Annotated in this window: 22 protein-coding genes; 8 read left to right on the top strand and 14 right to left on the bottom strand. The window is 72.2% G+C overall.

Annotation, left to right across the window (positions count from 1 at the left end; genetic code table 11):
- Positions 1-4 precede the first annotated feature (4 nt).
- On the top strand, positions 5-892 hold the full coding sequence (locus RTA_RS03850) for a DUF6279 family lipoprotein (protein WP_013900066.1): 888 nt from the start codon (positions 5-7) through the stop codon (positions 890-892).
- 4 nt (positions 893-896) lie between these two features.
- Here the strand turns inward: RTA_RS03850 and RTA_RS03845 are convergent, their stop codons facing one another.
- The 5 genes from RTA_RS03845 to RTA_RS19635 form a co-directional block, all read right to left on the bottom strand.
- Complete coding sequence (locus RTA_RS03845) at positions 897-1,082, bottom strand: hypothetical protein (protein WP_013900065.1); 186 nt, start codon at positions 1,080-1,082, stop codon at positions 897-899.
- Positions 1,083-1,185: 103 nt separating this feature from the next.
- Positions 1,186-2,175 carry an MBL fold metallo-hydrolase gene (locus RTA_RS03840; protein ID WP_013900064.1) on the bottom strand — a complete coding sequence of 330 codons (990 nt, stop codon included), beginning with the start codon at positions 2,173-2,175 and terminating at the stop codon, positions 1,186-1,188.
- A 69-nt stretch (positions 2,176-2,244) separates the two neighbouring features.
- The gene (locus RTA_RS03835; RefSeq protein ID WP_013900063.1) at positions 2,245-2,757 is read right to left on the bottom strand and encodes a gluconokinase; all 513 of its coding nucleotides are present in this window, start codon (positions 2,755-2,757) and stop codon (positions 2,245-2,247) included.
- Entirely contained in the window at positions 2,754-3,353 is a 600-nt protein-coding gene (locus RTA_RS03830; protein WP_013900062.1) for a TetR/AcrR family transcriptional regulator, read from the bottom strand. Before RTA_RS03830 ends, RTA_RS03835 begins: the two co-directional genes overlap by 4 nt.
- 145 nt (positions 3,354-3,498) lie before the next feature.
- Positions 3,499-3,993, bottom strand: a complete 495-nt coding sequence (locus RTA_RS19635; RefSeq protein WP_013900061.1) for a DUF2917 domain-containing protein — start codon at positions 3,991-3,993, stop codon at positions 3,499-3,501.
- Positions 3,994-4,100: 107 nt separating this feature from the next.
- Between RTA_RS19635 and RTA_RS03820 the strand changes: the two genes are divergently transcribed.
- A complete protein-coding gene (locus RTA_RS03820; RefSeq protein ID WP_013900060.1) occupies positions 4,101-5,084 on the top strand; it encodes a LysR substrate-binding domain-containing protein in 984 nt (327 codons plus the stop codon).
- Here RTA_RS03820 and RTA_RS03815 read toward each other — a convergent pair.
- Positions 5,081-6,271: a serine hydrolase domain-containing protein gene (locus tag RTA_RS03815; protein ID WP_013900059.1), complete on the bottom strand. Its 1,191-nt coding sequence runs from the start codon at positions 6,269-6,271 to the stop codon at positions 5,081-5,083. The two genes, RTA_RS03820 and RTA_RS03815, sit on opposite strands and share 4 nt — an antisense overlap.
- Positions 6,272-6,290: 19 nt before the next feature.
- On the bottom strand, positions 6,291-6,875 hold the full coding sequence (locus RTA_RS03810) for a 5-formyltetrahydrofolate cyclo-ligase (RefSeq protein WP_013900058.1): 585 nt from the start codon (positions 6,873-6,875) through the stop codon (positions 6,291-6,293).
- 9 nt (positions 6,876-6,884) lie between these two features.
- Between RTA_RS03810 and RTA_RS03805 the strand changes: the two genes are divergently transcribed.
- Both RTA_RS03805 and RTA_RS03800 read left to right on the top strand, forming a co-directional pair.
- Positions 6,885-8,882 carry a lytic transglycosylase domain-containing protein gene (locus RTA_RS03805; RefSeq protein WP_013900057.1) on the top strand — a complete coding sequence of 666 codons (1,998 nt, stop codon included), beginning with the start codon at positions 6,885-6,887 and terminating at the stop codon, positions 8,880-8,882.
- Positions 8,882-9,388, top strand: a complete 507-nt coding sequence (locus RTA_RS03800) for an MgtC/SapB family protein (protein WP_013900056.1) — start codon at positions 8,882-8,884, stop codon at positions 9,386-9,388. Before RTA_RS03805 ends, RTA_RS03800 begins: the two co-directional genes overlap by 1 nt.
- Positions 9,389-9,406: 18 nt before the next feature.
- Here the strand turns inward: RTA_RS03800 and RTA_RS03795 are convergent, their stop codons facing one another.
- From RTA_RS03795 to RTA_RS03785, 3 genes are read right to left on the bottom strand one after another with little or no spacing between them, the layout of a single operon-like run.
- On the bottom strand, positions 9,407-9,811 hold the full coding sequence (locus RTA_RS03795; protein WP_013900055.1) for a GFA family protein: 405 nt from the start codon (positions 9,809-9,811) through the stop codon (positions 9,407-9,409).
- Positions 9,808-10,296, bottom strand: a complete 489-nt coding sequence (locus tag RTA_RS03790; RefSeq protein WP_013900054.1) for an SRPBCC family protein — start codon at positions 10,294-10,296, stop codon at positions 9,808-9,810. The genes RTA_RS03795 and RTA_RS03790 overlap by 4 nt, the downstream gene beginning before the upstream one ends.
- 1 nt (position 10,297) lies before the next feature.
- A complete protein-coding gene (locus tag RTA_RS03785) occupies positions 10,298-10,720 on the bottom strand; it encodes an ArsR/SmtB family transcription factor (protein ID WP_013900053.1) in 423 nt (140 codons plus the stop codon).
- Positions 10,721-10,871: 151 nt separating this feature from the next.
- On the opposite strand from RTA_RS03785, the gene RTA_RS03780 reads away from it, so the two are divergent.
- The 4 genes from RTA_RS03780 to RTA_RS03765 all read left to right on the top strand — a co-directional run bounded on the left by RTA_RS03780 (position 10,872) and on the right by RTA_RS03765 (position 14,391).
- Positions 10,872-11,552, top strand: a complete 681-nt coding sequence (locus RTA_RS03780) for a glutathione S-transferase family protein (protein ID WP_013900052.1) — start codon at positions 10,872-10,874, stop codon at positions 11,550-11,552.
- Complete coding sequence (dapA, locus tag RTA_RS03775; protein WP_013900051.1) at positions 11,549-12,460, top strand: 4-hydroxy-tetrahydrodipicolinate synthase; 912 nt, start codon at positions 11,549-11,551, stop codon at positions 12,458-12,460. The genes RTA_RS03780 and dapA overlap by 4 nt, the downstream gene beginning before the upstream one ends.
- Before the next feature lie 35 nt (positions 12,461-12,495).
- Positions 12,496-13,725, top strand: coding sequence for a multifunctional CCA addition/repair protein (locus RTA_RS03770; protein WP_013900050.1), 1,230 nt, complete (start codon positions 12,496-12,498; stop codon positions 13,723-13,725).
- 132 nt (positions 13,726-13,857) lie between these two features.
- On the top strand, positions 13,858-14,391 hold the full coding sequence (locus RTA_RS03765) for a hypothetical protein (RefSeq protein WP_013900049.1): 534 nt from the start codon (positions 13,858-13,860) through the stop codon (positions 14,389-14,391).
- A gap of 57 nt (positions 14,392-14,448) precedes the next feature.
- Here the strand turns inward: RTA_RS03765 and RTA_RS03760 are convergent, their stop codons facing one another.
- Genes RTA_RS03760 through RTA_RS03745 form a run of 4 tightly spaced genes read right to left on the bottom strand, consistent with a single transcriptional unit; the run spans position 14,449 to position 17,807 of the window.
- Positions 14,449-15,396: an ROK family protein gene (locus RTA_RS03760; RefSeq protein WP_013900048.1), complete on the bottom strand. Its 948-nt coding sequence runs from the start codon at positions 15,394-15,396 to the stop codon at positions 14,449-14,451.
- A gap of 1 nt (position 15,397) precedes the next feature.
- Entirely contained in the window at positions 15,398-15,592 is a 195-nt protein-coding gene (locus RTA_RS03755) for a DUF2905 family protein (RefSeq protein WP_041676046.1), read from the bottom strand.
- A gap of 44 nt (positions 15,593-15,636) precedes the next feature.
- Positions 15,637-16,770, bottom strand: a complete 1,134-nt coding sequence (locus RTA_RS03750) for a Gfo/Idh/MocA family protein (RefSeq protein ID WP_049871357.1) — start codon at positions 16,768-16,770, stop codon at positions 15,637-15,639.
- A 29-nt stretch (positions 16,771-16,799) separates the two neighbouring features.
- Positions 16,800-17,807 (bottom strand): sugar phosphate isomerase/epimerase family protein, encoded by a 1,008-nt coding sequence (locus RTA_RS03745; RefSeq protein WP_013900045.1) that lies wholly within the window; start codon positions 17,805-17,807, stop codon positions 16,800-16,802.
- Position 17,808: the final 1 nt, after the last annotated feature.

Here is a 17,808-nt window from a genome sequence, read left to right as displayed (position 1 = left end):
TCCCATGACCACCTTCAAACTACGGCTGCGGATTATCGGCCTGCTGGCCCTGTGCCTGGCCCTGGCCGCCTGCAGCGCGGTCAAACTGAGCTACAACAACCTGGACGAAGTCGCATACTGGTGGCTGGACGGCTACCTGGATTTCGACACCGCGCAGGCGTCGCGCGTGCGCGGGGACATCGCCCGGCTGCACCTCTGGCACCGCGAGACCGAGCTGCCGCGCGTGGAAGAGCTGCTGCAGGGGCTGGAGCGCCTGGCGCCGGGCGAGGTGACGGCGGCGCAGGCCTGCGACCTGTTCGAGCAGGCGCGCAAGCGGCTGCTGGCGGTGGCCGAGCGGGCAGAGCCGGCCATCGTCACCCTGGCTCTGTCGCTCACGCCCGACCAGCTGCAGCACCTGGAGCGGCGTTATGCTCGCAACAACCAGGAGTACCGGCGCGAGTGGCTGCGCCTGCCGCCCGGCGAGCGCCTGGACCAGCGGCTGGAGCGGATCGTCGAACGCAGCGAGCGGGTGTACGGCCGCCTGGAGGAGCCGCAGCTGGCGGTGCTGCGCCGGCAGCTGGCGCAGTCGGTGTTCGATCCGCAGCGCATCCTGGCCGAGCGCCAGCGCCGCCAGCAGGACATGCTGCAGACGCTGCGCCAGCTGCAGGCGCCGGGCCTGGAGCTGGCGCAGGCGCGCGGCCTGATGCGCGGCTACTTCGAGCGGGTGCAGTCCTCGCCCGACGCGGCCTGGCGCGCGCACCAGGAGGCGCTGACACAGGAAGGCTGCCGCAGCTTCGCCGCGGGCCACAACGCCACCACGCCGGCCCAGCGCGAGACCGCGGTGCAGCGCCTGCGCGGCTGGCAGCGCGACCTGCGCGAGCTGGCGCGCAACGGCGCCCCGGCGCGCGGCTGAAGGATCAGCGCCCGCCTTTCTCCTGCGAGGGGTTGCCCTCCCCCATCTGTTGCCGTTGCAGACGCTGCTGCTGGTCGCCCGCCCGGGGCTGGAACTCGCGCGAGCCGGACTGTTGTTGCTGCTGCCTGTCGCTGTCGTCATCGCGGCGCGGCTGCTGCTGCAGGATGCGCGGGGTCTTGCCTGAAAGCACGTGGTCTCCTTGTTCTGGGCGACCGCAGCTTAGAAAGTCTTGCTGAGCCGGACTGTCGTCCGCCTGCCGCTGAGCATGTAGTCGGCGGACTACAGACTGGCGGTCACGCCTGCAGCGACGCCCACATCTCCTTGTCGCGTTCGGCGGTCCAGATGCGGGGGTTCTTGATGCCGCGCGCCTCGTCGTAGGCGCGGCTGACGTCGAAGGGCAGGCAGTGCTCGTAGATGAACACGTGGCCGAACACCGGGTCCATCGCCTTGCGCGTGTGCGCCATCGCGGACCTGAGGTCCATGTTCGCCTGCGCGGCCTCGCGGGCGCAGCGGTACAGCGTCTCGACCCAGCGCTTGGTGTAGTCCAGCGCCCGGTTCACCTGGGCGCTGCCCTTCATGGCTTCGCCGCGGCCGGGCACGATGGCTTCGGCGTTGAGGGCGCGCAGCGCCTCCAGCGTGGCGGGCCATTCCTCCAGGTGCGCGTCGCCGGTGTACACGCCGGCCTCGTACTCCACCAGATCGCCGGAGAACAGCACCTTCTCCTGCGCCACCCAGGCGATGGTGTCGCCGCGGGTGTGGCCGGGCCCGGGATGCCAGATCTGCACCTGGACGCCGCCCAGGTCCACGGTCAGCCGGCCGGGCACCTCGCCCTGGACCGGGTTGCCGCCGCCGATCACCAGGGTGGGCCAGGTCAGGCCCGGCACCGTCTCGGCGTTGCGGAACAGGCGCGGGAAGCGCTCCATCTCGGACTGCATGTCCTCCTTGCCGCGCTCGATGATCAGCTCCAGCGTGCCCTGGCTGGCGATGATCTCCTGCGCGCCCTCGGCGAAGTAGGCGCTGGCGCCCAGCACCCGCACCGCGTGGTAGTGCGTGAGCAGCACGTACTTGATCGGCTTGTCGCTGACGGTGCGGATCCTGGCGATCAGGTCGCGCGCCATGGCCGGCGTGGCGGTGGCGTCGCTGACCATGATGAACCTGTCGCCGATGATGACGCCGGAGTTCGGGTCGCCCTCCGCGGTGTAGGCCCAGCAGTGGGCGGACAGCTGCTCGAAGGTGATCTTCTTGTCGGCCAGGTCGGCCTGGCTGGCGAAGGCTTTGGACATCGTGTCTCCTGGTGCGCACCAGCATCGGCGCCGGCGCGGAAGCGGTCGATTTTACCTATCCGTAATCGATTACGGATTGTTGAATCGCCCTGCGGCCAAGCCGGCCAGCGCGCGGTCCACCACCTGGGCCGGCGGCAGCGTCGCATCCACCACCGTGACGCCGGGCTCGCCGGCCGGGTCCTGCAGCGCCTGGAACTGGCTGCCCACCAGGCTGGGCGGGTAGAAGTGGCCGGGCCGGGCCGCCACCCGGGCCAGTGCCTGCTCGGGCGTAAGCGCCAAGTGCACGAAGCGCAGGTCGGGCACGGCGCGGCGCAGCCGCTCGCGGTAGGCGGCCTTGAGCGCGGAGCAGGCCAGCACGGCGCCGCCGGGATGCCGCGCCAGTTCGGCCGCCAGCGTGTCCAGCCAGCCGGCGCGGTCGGCGTCCGACAGCGGCAGGCCGCCCTGCATCTTGGCGATGTTGCCGGGCGGGTGGAAGGCGTCGCCCTCGATCATGGGCAGGCCCAGCGCCCGCGCGATCGCCTGCCCCGCCGCCGACTTGCCGCAGCCGGAGACGCCCATGACGACGACGTGGCGCGCGGTCATCCCTTCAGCCCGTGCTCCAGCATGGCGATCACCTCCTCGGCGAAGGCGGCGTAGCTCATGGCGCCGCCCGGACGCAGCCAGGTGAAGGTCCAGTTGATCATGCCGAACAGCATCATGGTCACGGCGGTCTGGTTGCCCGCCTGCAGCCGCTGCGGGTAGGCGCGCCGCAGGAAGCGGGTGACGGCCGAGACCACGTCGCGCTGGCGGTCCAGCACCAGCTCGCGCTGCGCCGGGCCCAGGAACTTGGTGTCGTTCAGCAGCGCCACGTGGCGGGTGGCCGAGGTCTCGTACTCCTGCAGGAAGGCGCGCACCAGCTCGTGCAGCGCGGCGCGGTCGTCCAGGTTGCGCCGCTGCGCGGTGGCCTCGGCCTGCGCGATCAGCGCCAGCAGCCGCTGGGTGTAGCGGTCCAGCAGATCGAACAGGATGGCTTCCTTGCTCTCGTAGTAGTGGTAGAGCCGGGCCTTGGACGCGCCGCAGGCCGCGGCGATGTCGTTCATGCTGGCGGCGGGATAGCTGCGGTCGGCGAAGCACTGCGCCGCCACGTCCAGGATCTCGTCGCGCTTGATGTCGTGTTGCTGGGACTTGGGGCGGGCCATGGGGCAGGCAGGTGCCGGGCATTATCCCTGCCCAGGTTCGCAGAAGCCTGATCAATAGGGGTGCTGGCCTGCTTGCAGGGCTGTAGGAGCTCCTCGCCTTACCCCCTTCTCCCCCTGCCCCTCTTCGCCCGGCGGGGGGAAAGCCTCAGCCCATCGCACCACGCGGGCAGCAGACGTCCGGCGCCGATTGCCGCGGCGCGGCGCCCAGCACCGCATGGCCGATGCCGCGCAGCAGCCGCAGCGACGCGCCGGCGCCGAACACCAACGCCAGGCGCAGGTCGGCCACGGCCTGCAGCAGGGGGACCATCCGGGCCGAGCGCACCGGCACGGCGTGGGGCAAGGGATCCCAGCTGAAATAGCCGGCCTGCCGGCAGTCCCAGGGCTCGACCACCAGGCGCTGGCCGGGCCCCAGCACCAGCCGGTCGCCGGCGCCCAGCACCCGGTCGCCCCAGTCGTTGGCGGGGCCGGCGTGCGGGCCGTCGAAGGTCACCCAGAGCCGGCCATGGGCCACGGTGAAGACGCCCGGCTCGCGCGGCGCCAGGCTCACCGCCTGGCGCACGCCCAGTTTCCAGGTGCCCGCCAGGGCGGCTTTGGCGGCGGCGGGCGATTGATGCGTGGCGGCTTGCGATCTGAACTCCATGGCGGCGCTCCGGTTGGGCTTGTCTGCAATGGGATGATGGGCGCCGGCGGCTTGGCAGTCCAATGAAATGCGGCTAGGCTATTCATTCGCGTTCCGCATCAATCCCCATGCAGCACTCGCAAACCCACCTGCGCAGCCGGCCGGTCTCGGCGGGCTACCTGCGCGCCTTCGAGGCGGTGGCCCGCCACCTGAACTTCCGCGCCGCCGCCGAGGAGATGGCCTTGACGCAGTCGGCCGTCAGCCGGCAGATCCAGGCGCTGGAGGAGGAGGTGGGCGTGGGCCTGTTCCTGCGCCACACCCGCGCGGTGGAGCTGACCAGCGCCGGTGCCCAGCTGCTGCTGGCGGTGTCGCAGAGCCTGCCGCGCATCGACGGCGCGGTGCGCCAGATCCGCCAGAGCGCCGGGCGCAAGAACGTCTCGCTCACCACCTTCGCCTCGTTCGCGTCCATGTGGCTGATCCCGCGGCTGGAGCAGTTCCAGCGCGAGCACCCGGACATCGACATCCGCATCGACGCCTCGGACACCACGCTCGACCTGGAGCTGGCCGACGTGGATCTGGCCCTGCGCTACGGTCCCATGGCCACCATGCCGGCGCAGGCGGCGCGGCTGTTCGGCGAGCAGCTCACGCCGGTGGTCAGCCCCTGGCTGCTCAAGACCGGCGGTCCCTTGAAGAAGCCGGCCGACCTGGCGCAGTTCGCGCTGATCGAGGCGGGCGACGCGCACCGCACCCACCTGGAGTGGCTGACCTGGCGCCGCTGGTTCGACGAGCAGCAGCAGCCGAAGCTGCAGCCCAAGCGCTGGCTGTACTTCAACTACGCCTACCAGATGGTGCAGGCGGCCCTCACCGGCCAGGGCGTGGTGCTGGCGCGCCTGCCCATGGTGGCCGAGCACCTGGCCAACGGCGACCTGATCGAGCCGCTGCCCCAGCTGCGCATGGAGTCGCCCATGGCCTACTGGATGATCCTGGGGCCGCGCGGCGCGCAGCGGCCGGAGATCGCGGCCTTCCGCGACTGGATGATGGCGCAGAGCAAGCGCACCCGCGAGACCATCGGCGAGGTGCCCGACCCGGACACCGTGGACTTCATCGACTAGCGACCGGCCGCCTGCTTGGAAGGCCCGCCCACCAGGGCCAGCGCCTCCTGCACGTAGAGGTACACCTCTTCCGGGATGACGGCGTGGCGGCCCCGTTCCTTGGTGCGCCACTGGCCCAGGCGCACGATCACCAGCTGCGCCGAGGGAACGACGATGGTGTACTGGCCCAGGTGGCCCTGCATGAAGTAGAAGGGCGGGCTGTGGCCCGGGTCCATCCACAGGCCGTGGCCGTAGTAGTCCACCTGGCCGTTGGGCGAGGTCATGCGCCGCACGAAGTCGGCGGGCAGCACCGCCCGGCCGTTCCACTGGCCTTCCTGCAGCAGCAGCTGCCCCAGGCGGGCCATGTTGCGCGCCGAGGTGTGGATGCAGCAGTAGGCCAGCTCCATGCCGCCGCGCTCGCGCGGCGCGTCCAGGCTCCAGCTCGCGTCCTGCAGGCCCAGCGGCTGCCACAGCCGGCGCGACGCGTAGCCGGCCAGCGTGAGGCCGCCCTCGCGCACCTGCAGCGCCCGCTGCAGGGCGATGCCCAGCAGCTGGGTGGAAGCGCTGCTGTACTCGTAGCCGCTGCCCGGCGCCCGCTCGAAGCCGTGGCGCAGCACGGTGGCCGCGGCATGGCCGGCGAAGTACAGCTCGGTCGTGGGGTTGAGCGGCAGGTAGTAGTTCTCGGTCCACTCGTGGCCGGCGGTCATGGCCGACAGCTGCGCCAGGGTGGCGGAGCGGCCCTGCGGGTGCGCCGCGTACTCGCCCACCCAGGTGGACAGCGGCGCGTCGAAGCCGGGCACCAGCCCGTCGGCAACGGCCGCGCCGGCGAGCAGGGTGGTCACCGTCTTGGCCATGGAGAAGACGTTGGTGCGGCTGTCCGGGCCGTAGGGCGGGAAGTAGCTCTCGTGCACCAGCGCGCCGCGGTGCGCCACCAGGAAGGCGGCGCTGCGGTGCGTCTGCAGGTACTGCCGCATGGCGTCGGACAGCGGCCGCGGGGCGGCCGCCGCCGGCCAGGGCTGGGGCGGGCCGCCGGTGATCGGGGCCTGGATGAAGTTGCGCGCATCGTCGATGTGCGCGGTGTTGTGGCCTTGCAGGTAGGTGTAGCGCAGGGCCTTCCAGAAGTAGCCGTGGCCCGTCAGCTGCAGGACGGCGGCGGCCAGCAGCAGCACGGCCAGCAGGGCGATCAGGATCCGGGTCAGGGTTTTCACGCGCGGGCTTCCCAGGGTGTCACACCGGCCAGACGACGCCGTTGTCGTTCAGGATGGCGTCCAGCGGGACGTCGTGCGGCTCGGGCTCCAGGTCGGGCAGGAAGGCGTTGCAAAAGCCCAGGCCCACGGTGAAGGGCCGCGGCCGCAGCTCGGCCAGGGTCCGGTCGTAGAAGCCGCCGCCATAGCCCAGCCGGAAGCCGCCGGGCCCGTAGCCCACGCAGGGCACGAACAGCAGCGTGGGCACGATCACCTCGGTGTCCTTGGGCTTGGGGATGCCGTAGGCGTCCTCCTCCATCGGGCAGCCGGGGAACCAGGCGTGGAACTTCAGGGTCTTGTGCAGCTTGTCCACCACCGGCAGGCCGATGCGGCGCGGCTGCGGCCGGCCCTGCAGCTCGCCGTCCTCCTTCCAGCGGTGCAGCGCCGGCAGCGGGTCGAACTCGCCCTTGATCGGCCAGTAGGCGCCGATCACGGTGTCGGCCCTGCCCACCAGCCAGATGCGCATCACGCGCTGGAGTTCGGAGGCGGCGCGCAGCCGGTCCGGCATGGCCAGGCGCGCCTGGACCAGCTGGGCCCGCAGCGCCTTTTTCTCTTCCGACTTGTCCATAATCCCTCGATGAAGTTGAGAACGATTCTGACACTGCTCGCGGCCGTGCTGGCCGGCCCCGGGCAGGCACAGCATGTCCTGCCGCCGGGTCGCGGCGACGATGCCCTGCTGGAGATGGCCAAGGCCTTCGAGCGGAACGACCGCGCCCGCCTGGCGCAGCTGCTGCCCGAGGTGCACGGCCACGCCCTGGAGCCCTGGGCCGCCTACTGGGAGCTGCGCGCGCGGCTGGAGACGGCCACGCCGCAGGAGGTGCAGGAGTTCCTCACCCGCTACGCCGGCACCTACCAGGAAGACCGCCTGCGCAACGACTGGCTGCTGCAGCTGGGCCTGCGGCGCGACTGGGCAACCTTCGCGCAGGAGTACCCGCGCTTTCGCATGAACGACGACCCGCAGGTGCGCTGCTACGCCCTGGCGGTGCAGCAGCAGCGCGAAGGCGCCTCGCCGGCCCTGGCCGAGGAGGTGCGCCGGCTGTGGTTCGCGCAGCGCGACCCCGAGGACGCCTGCACCCTGGCCGCGCGCGGCCTGGTGGGCGAGGTCGGGCGCGGCCGGCTCGCCGAGGCCGACGTCTGGCGCAAGGCCCGCCTGGCCACGGAGCACAACCGCCCGCAGGCCGCCGCGGCGGCCGTCGAGATGGTGGAGCCCGAAGCCCTGTCCGGCCTGAAGGAGCTCAATGCCAGCCCCACCAAGTTCCTCACCAGCCGGGTCTTCGCGGCCTCGCGCACCCGCAAGGAGCTGGTGGTGCTGGCCCTGATCCGCCTGGCCTCCAGCGACAGCGAGAAGGCCGCCGCCCAGCTGGAGAACAAGTGGGGGCCCATGCTCTCGCCGGAGGAGCGCAACTGGGTCTGGGGCGCGATCGGCAAGCAGGCCGCGACCCGGCTGGAGCCGGAAGCGGCCGGCTACTACGCCCGCGTCAGCCGCGACTCGGACCTCAGCGACGACATGCTGGCCTGGAAGGTTCGCGCCGCCCTGCGCACCGCCGGCGGGCCGCAATGGAAATCCATCCTGGCGGCCACCGACGCCATGAGCGAGGAACTGCGTCGCGAGCCGGCATGGACCTACTGGCGCGCCCGCGCCCTGATGGGCGTGGGCGGGGACGACCGGCGCGAGGAGTCCCGCCGCCTGCTGGCGGCGCTGGCATCGCCGCGCGGCTTCTACGAGCAGCTGGCGCTGGAGGAACTGGGCCACCGCATCGTGCTGCCCGCGCGGCCGGCGCCGCTGACCGACGAGGAGCGCGAGGCCGCCCGCCTCAACCCCGGGCTGGCGCGCGGGCTGCAGGCCATCGCCCTGGGCCTGCGCCCCGAGGGCGTGCGCGAGTGGAACTACACCACCAACCTGCACCGGCCCGGCGGCATGAACGACCGCGAACTGCTGGCGGCGGCGCAGCTGGCCTGCGACAGCCAGGTCTGGGACCGCTGCATCAACACCAGCGAGCGCACCAAGGTCGAGTTCGACGTCCAGCAGCGCTTCCCCACGCCCCACCAGGCGTCGGTGGTGCGCCGCAGCCAGGACATCGGCCTGGACCCGGCCTACGTGTACGGCCTGATCCGCCAGGAAAGCCGCTTCGTCACGGACGCGCGCTCGCACGTGGGCGCCTCCGGGCTGATGCAGGTGATGCCCGGCACGGCCCGCTGGACGGCGCGCCGCATCGGGCTGCAGGGCTTCAAGGTCGACCAGCTGAACGACCGCGAGACCAACATCGCCATCGGCACCGGCTACCTCAAGCTGGTGCTGGACGATTTCGGCGGCTCCATGCCGCTGGCCGCGGCCGCCTACAACGCCGGTCCCAGCCGCCCGCGCGCCTGGCGCAACGGCCCCGTGATGGACGCCGCCGCCTGGGCCGAGAACGTGCCCTTCGGCGAGACCCGCGACTACGTCAAGAAGGTGCTGGCCAACACCACGGCCTACGCCGCGCTGCTCACCGGCCAGCCGCAGTCGCTCAAGGCGCGCCTGGGCAGCGTGGGGCCGCGCGACGCCAGCCTGCCCGAGCCCAGCGCGGACCTGCCCTGATGGACGTGGGCGACCGGATCCTGGCCACCCTCGCGGCCGAGTTCTCGGACTTCCGCGACCTGGAGGACATCACCCGCATCGTGCTGCGCCTGCTGCTGGCGGCGCTGCTGGGTGCGATGCTCGGCTACGAGCGCGAGCACGCCGGCAAGGCCGCGGGACTGCGCACGCACATGCTGGTGTCGCTGGGCTCGGCCCTGTTCGTGCTCGCCGCGCTGCAGTCCGGCATCGAGCCCGGCGACCTGAGCCGGGTGATCCAGGGCGTGGTCGCGGGCATCGGCTTCCTGTGCGCCGGCGCCATCCTGAAGTCGGCCCAGGACGACCAGGTGCGCGGCCTGACCACGGCGGCCGGCCTGTGGATGACGTCGGCCATCGGCATGACGGCGGGCCTGGGCCGCGAGGCCATCGCGGTGTTCAGCGCGCTGCTGGCCCTGGGCGTGCTGATGTCCGAGAAACCGGTGCGGCGGCTGATGGGCAAGGACGAGGGCCCGCGCAAGACGGACGACTGACGCCGGCCTGCCCGCGGCTCAGAGGATGCAGGTCACCGCGGGCGCGGATGCCCAGTCGTCGTGCCGCCCGTCCTCGTAGGCCAGGGGCAGGGCGGCCAGGTCCTCGTCGCGCACGTCGTCCAGGCATGCGAGGTTCACGGCGTAGAACTCCTGCCCGAACGCCTCGGCGCCGCTGTGGCCATAGACCTTCACGCCACAGTGGCGGCAGAACATGTGCGCGATCCTGCGGCTGCCGAAGCGGTACTCGGCGAGGGCCTGGCGGCCCTGCAGCAGCGTGAACCGGTCGCCCGCCACCAGGGTCTTCCAGAAGCGCGACTTGCGGCAGATCGAGCAGTTGCACCGGCTGGTGGGCTGCTGGACCTCCAATTCGCAGCGGAACCGGACCGCGGCACAGTGGCAGGAGCCGTGGAACGCGGCCGTCATGCCCTTTTCTCCCGCACGGCCAGCGCCTCGGCCAGCCGGTCCAGCACGTCGCTCCACCCGCTCTCGTGCGAGTCTCGGTCGGCCGCATCGGCAAACGCCTCCTGGGTGAAGGTCAGGCGCGTCCTGGCGCCGGCCAGGGCTTCGAAGTCCACGGCGATCAAGGTCTGGGGCGAAGCCGGACCGTCCCATTGGAAGGTGAACACCAGCCGCCGCCCCGGCGCGATCTCCAGGTAGGTGCCGTGGGCTGGGTAGTCCTGCCCCTGCGGCGAGCGGATCGAGTACCGGTAGGCACCGCCGACGCGGAAGTCCATCTCGAACGACGTGCAGACGAAGTCCCGGCCGTCCTGGCGGGGGTACCACCACCGCTGGAGGTGGTCGGCCGACGTCCAGGCTTCGAACACGAGATCAGGCGGCGCGTCGAGCACCCGGGTGATGACCAGGGCGTGCCCGGCTTGTGGCCGGTCGGTGTGCATCGGGTTCGGCATGTCAGCTCCTTTTCTTGCGCGGGGGGTTCGGGGACCGCGGCGGCGCACCGGCGCGGCCGGGCCTCTTGGCGCCGGGTGGGCCGTTGCCGCCCTGCTCACGGGCTGCCTTCAGCTCGCGCACATAGCCGTCCAGCCGGTCCAGCCGCGCCTCCCAGAGCGGGCGGTAAACCTCCAGCCACTGGGCCGCCGCCTGCAGCGGCTGCGCGACCAGCCGGCGCGGCCGGGCCTGCGCCAGGCGTCCCGTTTCCACCAGGCCTGCGCGCTCCAGCACCTTCAGGTGCTTGGAGACCGCCGGCGTGCTCATGTCGAAGGGCGCCGCCAGTTCGTTCACGCTGGTCGCACCCTGGGCCAGGCGGGCCAGCAGCATGCGGCGGGTGGGGTCGGCCAGCGCCGCGAAGGCCAGGCTCAGTGCGTCGGTCGCCATGAAAAGCCAATCGGTTATTTAACCATCTGGTTTATAACACGAACAGCCGTCGACGCAAGCCGGCCGCACGGGCCGCATCAATCAGCCGACTTTTTTGCATCAATGCGCCGGCGGCGGCCGCTAGCATGCGCTGCATTCGAGGAGAACGCGCGTGCTCAAGCTCTACATCGGCAACAAGAACTACTCGTCCTGGTCCATGCGGCCCTGGGTGCTGCTGCGCCAGGCCGGCATCCCGTTCGAGGAGGTCAAGGTCCGCTTCGACCGGGACGCCGATTCCGCGTTCCAGAAAACGGTGGCGGCGGTGAGCCCCGCGGGCCTGGTGCCGGTCCTGGTGGACGGGGACCTCGCGGTCTGGGACACGCTGGCGATCGCGGAATACCTGGCCGAGCGCTTTCCCGAGCGGGCGCTGTGGCCGCGCGATACCCGTGCCCGCGCGCGGGCGCGCAGCGTCTGCGCCGAGATGCACGCGGGCTTCTCCGCCCTGCGCAGCCACTGCCCGATGAACATCGAGGCGACGCTGCCGCAGGTGGGCGCCCTGGTCTGGCGCGACCAGCCGGCAGTGCGCGCCGACGTGCAGCGCATCGTCGACATGTGGACCGGGCTGCTGGAGCAGCACGGCGGCCCAATGCTGTTCGGAGAGTTCTCCATCGCCGACGCCTTCTTCGCGCCCGTGTGCATGCGCCTGAAGACCTATGCCCTGCCGGTTCCCGCGCCTGTCACCGACTACATCCGCCGTGTCGGCGCCCTGCCGGGCGTGAAGGCCTGGGTGGACGATGCGCTGGCCGAGAAGGACTTCCTCGATTTCGAGGAGCCCTACCGGACGGCGCGGTGAACGCCACCGCCGGCAATGCGGCGCAGCCGCGCCATTTCGGCGCCGTGCTGACGGCCATGGTGACGCCCTTCGACGCGCAGGGGCGGCTGGACCTGGGTGCGGCGCAGCGGCTGGCCCGCTGGCTGGCTGGCCGCGGCCATGACGCTCTGGTGGTGGCGGGCACCACCGGCGAGGGCTCCTCGCTCACCGACGAGGAGCACAGCGACCTGGTGCGGGCGGTGGCGCAAGCCGTCACCATCCCGGTGCTGGCCGGCACCGGCAGCGGCGACACGGCGCGCAGCGTGGCGCTCACGCGCCGGGCGCAGGGCCTGGGCGCGGCCGGCGTGCTGGTGGTGGCGCCCTACTACACCCGGCCGCCCCAGGCCGGCCTGGAGGCGCACTTGCGCGCCGTCGCCGGCGCCACCCGCCTGCCGGTGATGGCCTATGACGTGCCGCTGCGCACCGGCCGCCGCATCGCCCGGGAGGTGCTGCTGCGCCTGTTCCGCGAAGTGCCCAACCTGGTCGCGTTCAAGGACGCCACCGGCGATCCGGCCGCGGCGGCGGACCTGGTGGCGCAGGCCGGCGCGCATTTCGACCTGTACGCGGGCGACGACGCGCTGACCCTGCCGCTGCTCGCCGTGGGCGGGGTCGGCCTGGTGGGCACCAGCACCCACTGGACCTCGCCGGTCTTCAAGGAACTGATCGAAGCATTCGGCAGGGGTGACGTGCAGCGTGCCCGCGAGCTGAACCAGCGGCTGCTGCCCTCGTTCGCCTTTGCCAGCGGCGAGGACTGGGTCTTCGCGATGTCGGCCAAGGCGATGCTGCGCACGCTGGGCCTGGAGGTGGGCGACTGCCGGCTGCCGCTGCCGCCGGCGCCACCTCAGCTGGCCGTGCAGGCCCGCCAGGTCTGGCAGCAGCTCAACGGCTGAGCTGCCCGCCGCTGGCCGGGCCGTACACTGGCCCGATGCAGATCTACGAAGTCGGCGGTGCGGTGCGCGATGCCCTGCTGGGCCGGCCGGTGCATGACCGCGACTGGGTGGTGGTGGGCGCCACGCCCGAGGCCATGATGCGCGCCGGCTGGCTGCCGGTGGGCAAGGACTTCCCGGTCTTCCTGCATCCCGAGACGCGCGAGGAGTACGCGCTGGCGCGCACCGAGCGCAAGACCGCGCGCGGCTACCACGGCTTCGCCTTCCATGCCGAGCCCGGCGTGACGCTGGAGCAGGACCTGGCCCGGCGCGACCTGACCATCAACGCCATGGCGCGCGATCCCCAGGGACGGCTGATCGATCCGTTCGGCGGCCAGCGCGACCTGCGCGCGCGCGTGCTGCGCCACGTCACCGAGGCTTTCCGCGAGGACCCGGTGCGCATCCTGCGGCTGGCGCGCTTCGCCGCCCGCTTCGCCGACTTCGCCGTGGCGCCGGAGACCCTGGCGCTGATGCGCGGCATGGTGCAGGACGGCGAGGTCGACGCCCTGGTGGCCGAGCGCGTCTGGCAGGAGCTGGCGCGCGGGCTGATGGAGCAGCGGCCCTCGCGCATGTTCGGGGTGCTGCGCGAGTGCGGCGCGCTGGCCCGGCTGCTGCCCGAGGTGGACCGCCTGTGGGGCGTGCCGCAGCGCGCCGAGTACCACCCGGAGGTGGACACCGGCGTGCACCTGATGATGGTGCTGGACATGGGCGCACGGCTGCAGGCGCCGTTGCCGGTGCGCTTCGCCTGCCTGGCGCACGACCTGGGCAAGGGCACGACCCCGGCCCATGTCCTGCCCAGGCACATCGGCCACGAGGAACGCAGCGCCCGGCTGCTCAAGGGCCTGGCCGAGCGGCTGCGGGTGCCGGGCGAATGCCGCGAGCTGGCCGACGTGGTGGCGCGCGAGCACGGCAACATCCACCGCAGCGGCGAATTCGGCGCCGCCGCGGTGGTGCGGTTGCTGGAGCGCTGCGATGCCTTCCGCAAGCCGGCGCGCTTTGCCGACATCCTGCTGGCCTGCGAGTGCGACGCGCGCGGCCGCGGCGGCGGCCTGGACCAGCGGCCCTACCCGCAGCGGGAAACGCTGCTGGCTGCGCTCGCCGCCGCCCGGTCGGTGGACACGGCCTCGGTGGCCGACGCCGCGCACGCGAGCGGGGTGGCCGGCAAGAACATCGGGGACATGATCCACCGGGCGCGCGTCGAGGCCGTGCAGGCCCGGATGGCCAAGTAATCCATAAGTCCGCCTGCTGCCGACGGCAGCGTCGCGGCGTTGCATGCGCGCATCAACACACCCTCCAGCTATGGGCGCCGGCGAAGACGCGCACCCACAATGGAAGACCTTTCAAAGAGGAGGAGAACTGCCATGCGCAAACAACAGACCCCGACCCTGGCCGCCCTGTTCGGCGCCGCCCTGCTGACCGCCGGTTGCGCCCAGATGGGCCTGGGTGGCGGAACGGCCGCCGCCCCCGCCCCTGCGGCTGCCCCCGCGCCCGCACCGGCCGCCAAGGCACCGGTACCGGCCGGTGGCGTCAACGGCCGCGGCGAGGTGACCGACTCGTCCAAGGTGGCGGCCGGCGAAGGCCGCAAGGTCAAGGGACGCGACGGCTGGGAAGGCGAGATCACCGGCAAGCCGGTGTCCGGCAGCCGGTTCAACCGGCTGGAGATCGGCATGCCGATGAAGCAGGTGACCGACATGCTGGGCGCGCCCAGCGACCAGGGCACCTATATCTCGGGCAAGGCCTGGATCCCGTTCTACTTCGGCAGCGACCGCCACCGCCACGAGCTGGTCTACAAGAACCAGGGCCGCCTGATCTTCGCAGGGCCGGCCGGCTTCCAGTACGGCTCGGGCAACCTGATCTGGATCATCCACAACGCCAGCGAACCGGGTTACCGCTGACGCGCCGCCGCTGGTCTTGAGCTCACGGCCCCGCCCGCGATGGGTCAGGGGCCGTTTTCATGGGGCAGCCAGCAGGGCCAGCGCGGCGTAGTCGCCGACGCGCTCGCCCAGGCCGGCCGCCACGATGTCGCACCCGTCGGTGAGGGCCGGCAGGCGGCCGCGCAGCTGCGCCTGCAGCCGGGGCAGCAGCAGTGCCTGGTGGTGCAGGAACACGCTGCCTCCCAGGCTGATGCGCTGCAGGTCCAGCGTGACGGCCAGGTTGTACAGCGCGCGGCCCAGCACCCGGCACAGATCGTCCACCACCGCCAGGGCGGCCGCGTCGCCGCTGCCCGCGGCCTCCATGAGTGCGCTTGCACCCGGCCAGCGGTCGCCGAAGCGCCTCCTGATGGCCGTGCCCGACACCAGCGACTCCAGGTCGCCCCGGTTGCCGCAGCCGCACAGGGCCTGGGGATCGGCGTCGGCCACATAGCTGTGGCCGGCATGGCCGGCGTTGCCGTTCTTGCCGCGCAGCACGCGCCCGCCCACGCACAGCCCGGTGCCTACGCCGGTGCTCCAGGTCACGTACGCGCAGTGGTCCAGGCCCTGCAGCGCCCCCCAGCGGCGCTCGGCCTCCAGGGCGGCGATGCCGTCGTTCTCCATCCGCACGGCGGGAAAGCGTTCGGCCAGCGGCGCCTCCATGGGCACGGAGGTCCAGTCGTTGGGCAGGCGCCCGGGCTCACCCATGCCGCCGCAGATGTTGGGCGTGACCAGTTCGGCCCGGCCCCCGTGCAGCCGGAACGGCCCGGTGGAGGACACCGCCACTTCGGTGATGGCCGAGGCGGGGATGCCCGCCTGCGCGCAGGCCCGGTCGACCAGGCGCAGCACCTGGCCCGCCAGCGCCGTGCGGGCGCCCTCCTTCACCGTGGGTTCGGACTGGCGGTGCACCAGCGTGCGCGACAGGTCCGCCCCCGGCTGCACCAGGCTGGCGGCGACCTTGGTGCCACCGATGTCGACGCAGGCCTGCATGTCAGATCAGCCTGGCAATGCCGCCGGCCAGCAGGCTCAGCAGGATGGTGGTGGTCAGCGGGACGAACCATTCGCGGCCGAACAGCCGGAAGCGCAGGTCGCCGGGCAGTTTGCCCAAGCCCAGTTTCTGCAGCATGGGGCTGAACCAGCTGATCAGCATGAGGGCCAGGAAGATGACGATGATCCAGCGAAGCATGCGCCAGTGTAGGTCCAGTGCCCCGGCACCGGCCATGCGCCCGCTCAGTCGGGCAGCGGCGTCCACTTCTGCGCGCTGGCGGCGGACGCGACCACCGCCTCGACGAAGCGCACGCCGCGCACGCCCTCGGCGATGCCCGGGTGGTCGGCCTCCAGCGGCTGCGGCGCGCGGCCCTGCGCATGGGCACGCACCGCGCCGGCGACGCCCAGGTAGACGTTGGCGAAGGCCTCGATGAAGCCTTCGGGATGGCCGGGCGGCAGCCGGCAGGCGCGGCGCGCCGCCTCGCACAGCCCCGGCCCGCCGCGGGTGAGCAGGCGCGCCGGCCCGTCCAGCGGCCGGTGCAGCAGGCGGTTGGGGTCCTCCTGGTGCCACTCCAGGCTGCCGCCGGTACCGGCTACCTGCAGCCGCAGCCCGTTCTCCACGCCCGTCATCACCTGCGAGGCCACCAGCACGCCGCGGGCGCCGCCCTCGAAGCGCAGCAGCACGCTCGCGTCGTCGTCCAGTGCCCGCCCCGGCACGAAGGCGGTGAGGTCGGCGCACAGGCTCTCAATTCGCAGGCCGGTGACCGTTGTGACCAGGTTCTCGGCATGCGTGCCGATGTCGGCGATGGCGCCTCCCAGGCCGCCCTGGGCCGGATCGGCGCGCCAGGCCGCCTGCTTGTTGCCGCCCGCTTCCTGCGGGGTCGCCAGCCAGCCCTGGCTGTACTCGACCACTACCTTGCGGATGGCGCCCAGTTCGCCCGCGCGCACCATCTCGCGCGCCTGGCGCACCAGCGGGTAGCCGGTGTAGTTGTAGGTGACGCCGAACACCGTGCCCTGGCGCCGCACCGCGGCGGCCAGCTCCTCGGCCTGCGCGCCGGTGTGCACCAGCGGCTTGTCGCACACCACGTGGAAGCCTGCATCGACGAAGGCGCATGCCACCGGGTGGTGCAGGTGGTTGGGCGTGACGATCACCACCAGGTCGATGCGCTCGGCGGCATCGCGGCGCAGCTCGTCGGCCAGCAACTCCTTCCAGTTGCCGTGGTTGCGCGACTCGGGCAGCCGCAGCGCGCGGCCGGAGGCGCGCGCCCGATCCGGCGTGGACGAGAGCGCGCCGGCCACCAGCTCGAACTGCCCGTCCAGCGCCAGGGCCTGCCGGTGCACCGCGCCGATGAAGGCGCCCTGGCCGCCGCCGACCATGGCGTAGCGCAGCTTGCGGTGGGAGCCGGTCACTGGTGCTCCCGCGCGAACACCGCGTCGAAGGCGCCGGCGGCCGGCTTGAAGTCCAGCCGCCTGCAGAAGGCCGCGCTCTCGGTGGCGCCGTGCACGCGGTCCATCCGGCTGTCCTCCCATTCCACCGACAGCGGGCCGGCGTAGGCTATGTCGTTGAGCGCGACGATGATGGACTCGAAGTCCACCATGCCGCGGCCCACGCTGCGGAAGTCCCAGAAGCGGCGCGCGTCGCCGAAACTGGTGTGGCCGCCGAACACGCCCACCGTGCCGTCGCCCCTGCCCCACCACACGTCCTTCATGTGGGCGTTGTAGATGCGGTCGGCGAAGGTGCGCAGGAACTTCACGTAGTCCACGCCCTGGTAGGCCAGGTGGCTGGGGTCGAAGTTGAAGCCGAAGCGGCGGTGGCCGCCCACCGCCTCGATGGCGCGCTGGCTGGAGGCGATGTCGAACGCGATCTCGGTGGGGTGCACCTCCAGCGCGAAGTTCACGCCGGCCTCGTCGAAGGCCTGCAGGATGGGGGCGAAGCGCCGGCCGAAGTCGGCGAAGCCCTGGTCCCAGTAGGCCTGCGAGGTCGGCGGGAAGGCGTAGGTGGCATGCCAGATCGACGAGCCGGTGAAGCCGGTGACGGTCTCCACACCGAACTTCGCGGCCGCCCGGGCGGTGTCGGCCAGCTCCCGGGCTGCGCGCTGGCGCACGCCCTCCGTGTCGCCGTCGCCCCACACGTGGGGCGGCAGGATGGACCGGTGGCGCTCGTCGATCGGGTCGCACACCGCCTGGCCCACCAGGTGGTTGCCGATGGCCAGGCTGGTCAGGCCGTGCTCGCGCAGCAGGGCCCACTTGTCCTGCAGGTAGCGCGGCGAGGCCAGCGCTTCCTGCACGTTGAAGTGGTCGCCCCAGCAGGCCAGCTCCAGGCCGTCGTAGCCCATGCGCTTGGCCAGCGGCGCCAGCTCGGCCAGCGGCAGGTCGGCCCACTGGCCGGTGAACAGGGTGATGGGGCGAGACATG

The organism is Ramlibacter tataouinensis TTB310 (assembly GCF_000215705.1).
Lineage (GTDB): Bacteria > Pseudomonadota > Gammaproteobacteria > Burkholderiales > Burkholderiaceae_C > Ramlibacter > Ramlibacter tataouinensis.
The sequence above is the reverse complement of the archived record's forward strand: the minus strand, read 5'-3'. Positions and strand labels throughout refer to the sequence as shown.

What these genes read in the sequence shown, in the direction of transcription:
- RTA_RS03850 (WP_013900066.1), top strand. Translation starts at nt 5, where the DNA reads ATGACCACCTTCAAACTACGGCTGCGGATTATCGGCCTGCTGGCCCTG.
- RTA_RS03840 (WP_013900064.1), bottom strand. Translation starts at nt 2,175, where the DNA reads ATGTCCAAAGCCTTCGCCAGCCAGGCCGACCTGGCCGACAAGAAGATC.
- RTA_RS03835 (WP_013900063.1), bottom strand. Translation starts at nt 2,757, where the DNA reads ATGACCGCGCGCCACGTCGTCGTCATGGGCGTCTCCGGCTGCGGCAAG.
- RTA_RS03830 (WP_013900062.1), bottom strand. Translation starts at nt 3,353, where the DNA reads ATGGCCCGCCCCAAGTCCCAGCAACACGACATCAAGCGCGACGAGATC.
- RTA_RS19635 (WP_013900061.1), bottom strand. Translation starts at nt 3,993, where the DNA reads ATGGAGTTCAGATCGCAAGCCGCCACGCATCAATCGCCCGCCGCCGCC.
- RTA_RS03820 (WP_013900060.1), top strand. Translation starts at nt 4,101, where the DNA reads ATGCAGCACTCGCAAACCCACCTGCGCAGCCGGCCGGTCTCGGCGGGC.
- RTA_RS03810 (WP_013900058.1), bottom strand. Translation starts at nt 6,875, where the DNA reads ATGGACAAGTCGGAAGAGAAAAAGGCGCTGCGGGCCCAGCTGGTCCAG.
- RTA_RS03805 (WP_013900057.1), top strand. Translation starts at nt 6,885, where the DNA reads ATGAAGTTGAGAACGATTCTGACACTGCTCGCGGCCGTGCTGGCCGGC.
- RTA_RS03800 (WP_013900056.1), top strand. Translation starts at nt 8,882, where the DNA reads ATGGACGTGGGCGACCGGATCCTGGCCACCCTCGCGGCCGAGTTCTCG.
- RTA_RS03795 (WP_013900055.1), bottom strand. Translation starts at nt 9,811, where the DNA reads ATGACGGCCGCGTTCCACGGCTCCTGCCACTGTGCCGCGGTCCGGTTC.
- RTA_RS03790 (WP_013900054.1), bottom strand. Translation starts at nt 10,296, where the DNA reads ATGCCGAACCCGATGCACACCGACCGGCCACAAGCCGGGCACGCCCTG.
- RTA_RS03785 (WP_013900053.1), bottom strand. Translation starts at nt 10,720, where the DNA reads ATGGCGACCGACGCACTGAGCCTGGCCTTCGCGGCGCTGGCCGACCCC.
- RTA_RS03770 (WP_013900050.1), top strand. Translation starts at nt 12,496, where the DNA reads ATGCAGATCTACGAAGTCGGCGGTGCGGTGCGCGATGCCCTGCTGGGC.
- RTA_RS03765 (WP_013900049.1), top strand. Translation starts at nt 13,858, where the DNA reads ATGCGCAAACAACAGACCCCGACCCTGGCCGCCCTGTTCGGCGCCGCC.
- RTA_RS03760 (WP_013900048.1), bottom strand. Translation starts at nt 15,396, where the DNA reads ATGCAGGCCTGCGTCGACATCGGTGGCACCAAGGTCGCCGCCAGCCTG.
- RTA_RS03755 (WP_041676046.1), bottom strand. Translation starts at nt 15,592, where the DNA reads ATGCTTCGCTGGATCATCGTCATCTTCCTGGCCCTCATGCTGATCAGC.
- RTA_RS03750 (WP_049871357.1), bottom strand. Translation starts at nt 16,770, where the DNA reads ATGGTCGGCGGCGGCCAGGGCGCCTTCATCGGCGCGGTGCACCGGCAG.
- RTA_RS03745 (WP_013900045.1), bottom strand. Translation starts at nt 17,807, where the DNA reads ATGTCTCGCCCCATCACCCTGTTCACCGGCCAGTGGGCCGACCTGCCG.